Genomic DNA, 7,519 nt, shown 5'->3' on the forward strand with positions numbered 1-7,519 from the left:
CGCGGCGGTGCGAAGAAAGCGCGTTTCGGGGAAACGCCGACCGGACGCAGGGAACACCTGGTGGCGCAGCGGGAACGCTGGGCTGACCTGCAGAATGAGTACCTTGAGCGGTATCAGCATACCGACCGTGTTGACGCCCGCTCCCTGAAGGCGCAGGGCATTGACCGGAAGCCGGAGCGGCATCTGGGCGCGGGACAGGTACAGCGGTTCGATACGGAACAGTTACAGGCTATCCTTGCGCGCAGGGACGCCGAAAGACAGGCGCAGCAGTCCCGTGATGAGCGTGACAGCGTCATTGATGTTACCACCTCGCTGCGGGAAGCCCTCAGTGAGCGGGATAATGCGTCCGTTAAGCCGGCGCAGCAACCTGAGCCGGAAGCCGCTGCCTGCATCACCTTTGATTTTGAAAAAGAGCCGGAAAAGCTGAACGACCTGGTCAGTGACGCACTGAAGGATATACAGGATGAAATCGACCTTCAGTCCCTTATTAACGATGCAATGGCGGAGTTTCAGGGGATACATCAGGAAATGGAACGGCAGAGAGAGCGTGAGCGACTGGCGGAAACACAGCGTCAGCAGGAGAAAGACAGGCAGCGCCTCGCCGAACAGAAACGACAGAAGCCTGGCAGGGGCTGGTCATTTTCACGATAGACAGGGTTTTTTATGAGTGACGAAATTAAACAAATCGCAGCTCTTATCGGGCATCATCAGGCGCTGGAAAAGCGTGTTACCTCTCTAACTGAGGAATTTCACGCAGCCTCCTTGCAGCTACAGCAGCAGAGTGAAACACTGACTCGGGTCATTCGCGAATTAGACAGTGCCTCCGGCAATATGACAGAGACGGTCAGAAAATCCGTAAGCACAGCACTGAGCTTGGTTGAGAAGGAGCTAAAACAAACCGGTCAGGAGCAACAAAAACCTGCCGTGAATGCCCTTAACCAAGTAGTCAAAGCAGCTAATGAATCCGTGTACGCGATGCGCCGTGAGATGTCACGCTATACATGGAAGTCCGCGATTTATATCGTACTGACGATGCTGGGTGTCATGGGGGGATGTCTCTGGGGCATGTATTACTTTATCGACAGCGGTTATGCGCGGATTGCGGAAATGCAACGTATGGAGGCTGTTTGGCAGAAAAAAGCCCCTCTCGCTGATATTTCAACGTGTGACGGAAAACCGTGCGTTAAAGTTGATACCAGTCAGTCATTTGGTGACAAAAAAAACACCTATTTGATCATAAGAAGATAATAAATATATTATTATTTTAATAATAACCTGTGCAGGTGTTATTGATTCTGCACAGGGCTTCTGTATTAGAAAATTAGATCTAAGTTTTCTTTCTCAATTACCGATGGTGATGATTCACCATTTAAAATTAAGTTAACCAAATTTGCTACTGATTCAGCTAAACTACATGGGACAGCATTACCTATTTGTTTAAATACAGAGCTTTGTTTTCCTTTGAATATAAAATCTTTCGGGAAAGTTTGAAGTAGGTGCGCTTCATCAACAGTTAATCTCCTTAATCTTGAAGGTGCTGATGTAGATGGGTATGGCTCACCACCATTAATTAAATGAGAGTGATATTCTTCGACCCATGACTTCTCATCATTGTATAGTTGATCTTCATCTATTATTGGTGTTCTGTTACCCCCCATGCTTGCATGTAGGGTACTAGAGTGTGAATATGGATTTATAGGCCTTCCTTGGCCATTAAACAACATTCCAGCGTATGCTGATTTTCTTAGAATTGGCGATGAAGCTATTGATATTTTTGCATTAACTGTTTTTTTATTTAGTGCTGATCCTGCTGGTCCTAGGTGGATGATTGTTTCCTTTACTGTTTTGCTTTCTTTTTTGAATTTATTAATATTGTCATTTAGGGAACCATCTATCTTTTTGTTTTTAAATCCAATCAGGAACATTCTCTCCCTTGATTGAGGTACACCAAAATCCTTTGAGTTTAGTATTAACATTTCCGTGTTGTAACCCATGCCATGGGCTTTTTTTATTATATTTTCCCTCACGGCAGAGAACTTACTTAGGCTAGCCAGTGCCTTTACATTTTCCATTACAAAAACTTTAGGTTTTACTATGGAAACAGCTTCCATGTAACTCATTACCAGTTTGCTTCTTTCATCATTAGGGTCCATATTTCCTGCGACAGAAAATCCTTGGCAAGGTGGTCCTCCAAATAAGCAGTCAATATTTTTATATTTATCTAATGTGTTAAGTAAATTATTTATGTCACCTAAAACAATATGTTCACCGAAGTTTTCACGATATGTATCGCAAGCATCACGGTCAGCATCGTTAGCCCACAAAACATCAAAACCTGCATTTTTGAATCCAACATCCATGCCTCCTGCCCCACTAAATAGAGATATGGCATTGTTTTTTATTTTGTTTCTGTTCATTTTTGTTCTGCTCTGGGTTGGTGTTCTAAACATGCAATATGCGATTTTGGAATATTTGTGCTTCTGATGTCAAATGGAAAAAGAAAAATTCAATTACTATCGACACTTACATATGATTCAACCGACTAGGGTATCTTCAATTCATGACTTCAGATATAAGGATACAATAAGTATTCTTATTGAAGCTCGAAAGTCTAAAGGAATTTCTCAGGTGGTGCTAGCCCAGAAAATGGGGTTTACACAGCCAGATATATCAAAGATTGAAAGGCTTGAAAGAAGATTAGATGTCATTGAGTTTTTAGATCTCTTAGAGGCTATTTCAAGTGGAGATAGTGATTTCTTTAATCACATATGGAATAAGATTAATGAATGTCACAATAGATCAAAGAAAGGCTAATGATGTTCTCCGTGATGTAATTTTAGGAAATAAAAGTTCCTATCGTCCTAAAACTGAATTTTGTAAAGAAATTGAGTCTGTGATACTTGGAACGCATGTAACTTATAGATATATTTTAGTTACAGGACTTTTATCTAAAGCAGTAAATCAAGATTGCAACCCATTGGCCTTACAGGCTGGTTCTGATTTGGATGGTGCGTATGATGCACGTTCAGTCTGTCATAATGTATTGGTTCCTATTGAGAGGGAATTATTAGCTAATAGGTTAGGTGGCTCAAATGAACCTTTTTTAAACAAGCCAGCTAGATACCCTTCACTGGACATAAAGAATCCTGTAAGAAGAGGTAATGATGAGAGACTTTTGAAGTGTACCATTAAAATTTTGAGTGGTGTATCATCTAGTGATGAAGCCTTGAGTTGCTTGAAGGATTGTATTTATTATATATTTAAAAGAGAGCCGAGGGATTTTATAAACTTATTATCTACTGATGTAGGTAATCATCAGCAAACTGACTTAATTAATTTTGCTCGCTTGTTGTTGGGTAAATCTTTTGAAGGTGAATCGAGTGCTTTGCTGGTTGGCCTGACATTTAGCCTTTTCTCTGAGTTTAGTGGTGGTTTTGATGTTCGTGTTCATAAAGTCAATCAAGCTGGGACATCTTCTAATGAAATTTTAGATATAGATGTATATGATGGTGAACGTGTGGTTTACACCATCGAAGTTAAAGATAAAAGATTCTCATCTCATGACGTTGAACATGCGGTAAATAAAGCACTGAAATATGGTATTAGGGTGATAATGTTTGCTATTGGCCCTAATGGTAGTTTAATGGATTCCACAATAGGTGATCTAACAGCTATCTGGGCTAAAAAAGGAGTGAGTGTTTATTTTGTTGATGTACTTTCTCACTTTGTATCTACAATAAGTTATTTATCTATTGATATTCAGAATGTTATAAAAATAATAGACTATCATACTGACAAAGCAAAAATGAAAGATGATACTATAAAGCATATAGGATCTATTTTTAGAGAGTTAGACTGGATTAAACAAAAATAAGGGCGATTGAACATAACATCCCTATAGCGCCCTTCCTTGGCGCTATAACAGCGTTACGTTAAGGGAGCTCTTTGCGCATAAAAACACTCAACGGATCTGCTTTATACGGGGGGAATGAATCGCATATCTCGTACCCGCATCTTCGATAAAGCGCTATAGCCGGTTGCTGGTGAATACCTATTTCGAGCTGCAATCGTTCTGATTCCACAACTTCACAGCAGCACTCTCGCGCTTTCCTTTTATCGCTATAACCATATCTGTCGCCCTAATTGCAGCAACATTCATCTCATAATTGTATTCACTAATAAACCTTACTGAGCCTCGCAGGTTAGGTCTCATCTCATCAAAACTGCGCAATGAACTCTCATACATCCCCCACTTTTGTTCTGATGAGATTCGATTATCGTACCCAGCCAAGGTTGCAAAGGCAGCACACTCAGCTTTGTCTTTAAATGGGCCAGAGATAACCTCTGCGCTGGCAGCGTAGCTAGTAAGTAAAAACAATGCGGCGTATGCATTTCTCATTTTTATAAAACGTTTCACGTTATTTACCACCTCTCGGTTTCATATAAAAAAAACCAAATTTAACATAAGAGTTCTTGCGCGCACCACCGCTACACCACTCATCGCAAAAAACCGCCGGAACGTCCAAAAGCGCGGGTTTTGCCGGCCAGAAACGGACGGTTTTGGTGTTGCCGGCTTGTTATCAGCATCGCGGATCCAGTTTCAGCCGGTTTGCCGGCTGAAACCGCTACTTCTTCCAGAATTGCCATGATTTTTTCACCACCGGCTGCGTGACCGGTTCTGGTGTTGAAGGTAGCTTGGATTCGATTAGCAGCATGGCTTGTCGAACATCATCTAGGTTTTTTAGTAGTAATTCTTTTTCTGTTTTCAGGTGTTCGTTTTCTTGCTGTAGCAGCTGTAGTTTAAGGTGTAGCGAATCGCTATTCGCATATGTATTTTGCTGTGCATTTACTACAGGTGTGACGGTGTCACTATGTGTAGCATGTATCTTACCGAAAACACGTATAAGCTCAGATGTTTCAATGGTTTTTGATCCTGTAGCGGCATCTGTAGTCACAGACAGACGCCCCTGTTTGATGTACTTATGTAGCGTGCTTCTAGCCTTGCCTGTAAGTCTTGCAGCTTCACTTATTGATACTGATGCCATATGCAATCCTATATAGACATTTTGATTTGTTGATCTTCTTTAAAGTGGAAGTGCAATGCAAAAACACTTCTTCCTTTCTTAACTGGGTCAACTGTAACTGATAGGTTACTTTTTTGATTAAGCTCTTTAACTGCTGGCTTTATCACCCACTGATTAAGAGACTTGAATGAAGGGTACTTATCTTCATCAAGACCAAGCATTGCTCTAAAATCTTCAAGACTTATAAGTCGGTCACCGATCACTTTGAACTGCATCAACAGTTCATATAGGCGGATACTGTAAACACTTTTTAGGGCTGATACGTTTTTAATGACTATCTTCGTAAACTGGCCTTTTAACTGTGTTAAATAAGGCATAATTGATTCAGAAAATACGATTTCTATCTTACCTTCTCCATTGAAGTATTCAGCCTCTTCCTGTATCCATCTAATCCTTCTTCTTTCATTGTTGTTTTGTATATGGATCCAGCGCTCAGCTAGCTTGTCTATTGCCTCTCTAAGGTGTCTCTCAGCATTACTTTTTCCCATATCAGGGAATGCAAGATAGAAGTCGGTGGACGTTACTTGGAATAATTTTTGGCTTAGCTCATCTCTAGGATTTATTTTTCCAATGCATATCAGGAGCAACCTCTGCTCTTGCAGGGTTAGTTTATAGCTAGCCTCAATCAATGCATTGGATTTATAGGCTATTAGTTCAGACATGCACGTGACCTAGTTAGTTGGCATAGAGAAAAAATTAACCTATACCTAAAGCCAAGGCAAGGTTATTTTTTTCTCTATGCCTTTTTTGTGAATATCACCGTAAATTTCTATGCCTATCACCGTAAATTTCTATGCCTATCACCGTAAATTTCTATGCCTATCACCGTAAATTTCTATGCCTAAAATTGGTTTTTCCATTATTTATCATTAGTTTAATCGTAGCTAAAACAAGAATAAAAACAAAAAACAAGATTAAAAAGGAAATGCCCTGTGCATAACTCATGATGCTGGTGAGTTGTCTGGTATCACAAAGGGATGTCGCAAACGCTGTTTGCTCCTCTTCAAAACAAACCTTCAAAACCTAAAGGCTGAGATAGCACCCTCGCAGGCTCGGGCAGATCGCTGAACATTCCTTTTGTCTCCGACCGTCCGGCACCTGAATTAGCTGTTCTTTCCGTGAAATTCAGTTCGCTTCGCTCACGGCTCTGGCAGGGAATGTGTCTGAATGGCGCTACAGGCGTTTTTCACTGACCATGACGGGTGATTTCACTGCGAAGGAAAGAAAAGCCCGCTACGGGCTTCTCAGGGCGTTTTACGACTGCCTTACTGTGCAGGGCAATCAGCCTTTTTGCTGTTGAGCAGCTCCTGCCCCCTGATTTTCCAGTCTGACCACTTCGGATTATCCCTCGACAGGTCATTCAGACTGGCTAACGCACCCAGCAGGGCTGCGGCATCATCAACAGGCTTACCCGTCTGACTGTCAACAAGCCCTGACATGATGAGCAGTCCGGCTGACTGGTACAGCGCATGGTCACGGGCTTTACGTGCAGCTTTTGCCTCTGCCCGCTTCTCTGCCTGAATCAGGTTCATCACCCTGGCTCTGGCTTCCTGTGCTTTCTCTGCTGCCTGTTCAGCCTGGATAAGCAGGGACAGCGTTTTAACATCCTGCGCTGTTTTATCCGCTTTCTCCGTCAGTATCAGCATGAGTTTCTGCTGTTCATTCGGTGACTTTAATCCGCGAATATACTGCACCCTGTCTGCCGCCCACTGTTCCTGTTTTTCGCTTTTAGCCATGACTGTTTACCCTCTGAATGTTAACGGGATAATTATGCTCAGTGATGGCAGAGGAGGTCAAATTCCACTACAATCCCTGCACAATTTTAAATTGACAGGGCGCACTTAGACGTTTCTTCACTTCGTTCAGAAACGGTGCGCGCCTTCAGCGGGATAAAACAGAATGGCATCCTATCACCTCAGCGTAAAAACCGGCGGGAAAGGCAGTGCCTCTCCCCATGCCGATTATATTGCGCGTGAGGGAAAGTATGCCCGTGAAAAAGACTCCGACCTTGAGTACAGAGAGTCCGGCAATATGCCGGCGTGGGCAGCGCACAAGCCGGCGGAGTTCTGGAAAGCCGCTGACACGTTTGAACGTGCCAACGGTTGCACTTACCGCGAGATTGAGATTGCCCTGCCTCGCGAGCTGAAACCGGAGCAGCGTCTTGAGCTGGTCCGCGATTTTGTCCGGCAGGAAATCGGCGACCGTCATGCGTACCAGTTTGCTGTCCATAACCCGAAAGCCGCGATAGCCGGCGGCGAGCAGCCGCACGCCCATATCATGTTCTCTGAGCGCCTCAATGACGGTATTCACCGTGACCCTGAGCAGTATTTCAGACGCGCCAACAGCCAGGCGCCGGAGCGCGGCGGTGCGAAGAAAGCGCGTTTCGGGGAAACGCCGACCGGACGCAGGGAACACCTGGTGGCGCAGCGGGAACG

9 protein-coding genes and 2 pseudogenes are annotated in these 7,519 nt (G+C 43.4%); 5 read left to right on the top strand and 6 right to left on the bottom strand.

The window, feature by feature from the left end; genetic code table 11:
* Positions 1-651 (top strand): annotated as a pseudogene (locus ACL9RG_RS22380) (MobA/MobL family protein); the annotation flags it as partial.
* 12 nt (positions 652-663) lie between these two features.
* Positions 664-1,248 (top strand): tRNA modification GTPase, encoded by a 585-nt coding sequence (locus ACL9RG_RS22385; RefSeq protein WP_422794857.1) that lies wholly within the window; start codon positions 664-666, stop codon positions 1,246-1,248.
* Between the two features lie 65 nt (positions 1,249-1,313).
* Here the strand turns inward: ACL9RG_RS22385 and ACL9RG_RS22390 are convergent, their stop codons facing one another.
* The gene (locus tag ACL9RG_RS22390; RefSeq protein ID WP_422794858.1) at positions 1,314-2,417 is read right to left on the bottom strand and encodes a DNA cytosine methyltransferase; all 1,104 of its coding nucleotides are present in this window, start codon (positions 2,415-2,417) and stop codon (positions 1,314-1,316) included.
* Between the two features lie 73 nt (positions 2,418-2,490).
* Between ACL9RG_RS22390 and ACL9RG_RS22395 the strand changes: the two genes are divergently transcribed.
* Together ACL9RG_RS22395 and ACL9RG_RS22400 are read left to right on the top strand one after the other, a co-directional pair.
* Positions 2,491-2,814: a helix-turn-helix domain-containing protein gene (locus tag ACL9RG_RS22395; RefSeq protein WP_422794859.1), complete on the top strand. Its 324-nt coding sequence runs from the start codon at positions 2,491-2,493 to the stop codon at positions 2,812-2,814.
* Positions 2,783-3,874 (top strand): restriction endonuclease, SacI family, encoded by a 1,092-nt coding sequence (locus tag ACL9RG_RS22400; RefSeq protein WP_422794860.1) that lies wholly within the window; start codon positions 2,783-2,785, stop codon positions 3,872-3,874. Before ACL9RG_RS22395 ends, ACL9RG_RS22400 begins: the two co-directional genes overlap by 32 nt.
* Before the next feature lie 58 nt (positions 3,875-3,932).
* Here the strand turns inward: ACL9RG_RS22400 and ACL9RG_RS22405 are convergent.
* The 5 genes and pseudogenes from ACL9RG_RS22405 to traD form a co-directional block, all read right to left on the bottom strand.
* Positions 3,933-4,067, bottom strand: a pseudogene (locus ACL9RG_RS22405) (GNAT family N-acetyltransferase); the annotation flags it as partial.
* A complete protein-coding gene (locus ACL9RG_RS22410; protein ID WP_131628335.1) occupies positions 4,052-4,417 on the bottom strand; it encodes a hypothetical protein in 366 nt (121 codons plus the stop codon). The gene ACL9RG_RS22410 and the pseudogene ACL9RG_RS22405, both read right to left, overlap by 16 nt.
* Positions 4,418-4,625: 208 nt before the next feature.
* A complete protein-coding gene (locus tag ACL9RG_RS22415; protein WP_422794861.1) occupies positions 4,626-5,045 on the bottom strand; it encodes a DNA-binding protein in 420 nt (139 codons plus the stop codon).
* 8 nt (positions 5,046-5,053) lie between these two features.
* On the bottom strand, positions 5,054-5,746 hold the full coding sequence (locus ACL9RG_RS22420) for a replication initiation protein (RefSeq protein ID WP_422794862.1): 693 nt from the start codon (positions 5,744-5,746) through the stop codon (positions 5,054-5,056).
* Positions 5,747-6,349: 603 nt separating this feature from the next.
* Positions 6,350-6,820: a conjugal transfer protein TraD gene (traD, locus tag ACL9RG_RS22425; RefSeq protein ID WP_422794863.1), complete on the bottom strand. Its 471-nt coding sequence runs from the start codon at positions 6,818-6,820 to the stop codon at positions 6,350-6,352.
* A gap of 163 nt (positions 6,821-6,983) precedes the next feature.
* Between traD and ACL9RG_RS22430 the strand changes: the two genes are divergently transcribed.
* Positions 6,984-7,519 (top strand): MobA/MobL family protein (locus ACL9RG_RS22430; protein WP_422794864.1); only part of this gene is annotated, 536 nt, incomplete at its 3' end.

Source organism: Rouxiella sp. Mn2063 (assembly GCF_049319665.1).
GTDB lineage: Bacteria > Pseudomonadota > Gammaproteobacteria > Enterobacterales > Enterobacteriaceae > JBMOUD01.

Excerpts from the sequence above, each read along its gene's own strand:
- ACL9RG_RS22385 (WP_422794857.1), top strand. The coding sequence starts at position 664 with ATGAGTGACGAAATTAAACAAATCGCAGCTCTTATCGGGCATCATCAG.
- ACL9RG_RS22390 (WP_422794858.1), bottom strand. The coding sequence starts at position 2,417 with ATGAACAGAAACAAAATAAAAAACAATGCCATATCTCTATTTAGTGGG.
- ACL9RG_RS22395 (WP_422794859.1), top strand. The coding sequence starts at position 2,491 with ATGGAAAAAGAAAAATTCAATTACTATCGACACTTACATATGATTCAA.
- ACL9RG_RS22400 (WP_422794860.1), top strand. The coding sequence starts at position 2,783 with ATGAATGTCACAATAGATCAAAGAAAGGCTAATGATGTTCTCCGTGAT.
- ACL9RG_RS22415 (WP_422794861.1), bottom strand. The coding sequence starts at position 5,045 with ATGGCATCAGTATCAATAAGTGAAGCTGCAAGACTTACAGGCAAGGCT.
- ACL9RG_RS22420 (WP_422794862.1), bottom strand. The coding sequence starts at position 5,746 with ATGTCTGAACTAATAGCCTATAAATCCAATGCATTGATTGAGGCTAGC.
- traD (WP_422794863.1), bottom strand. The coding sequence starts at position 6,820 with ATGGCTAAAAGCGAAAAACAGGAACAGTGGGCGGCAGACAGGGTGCAG.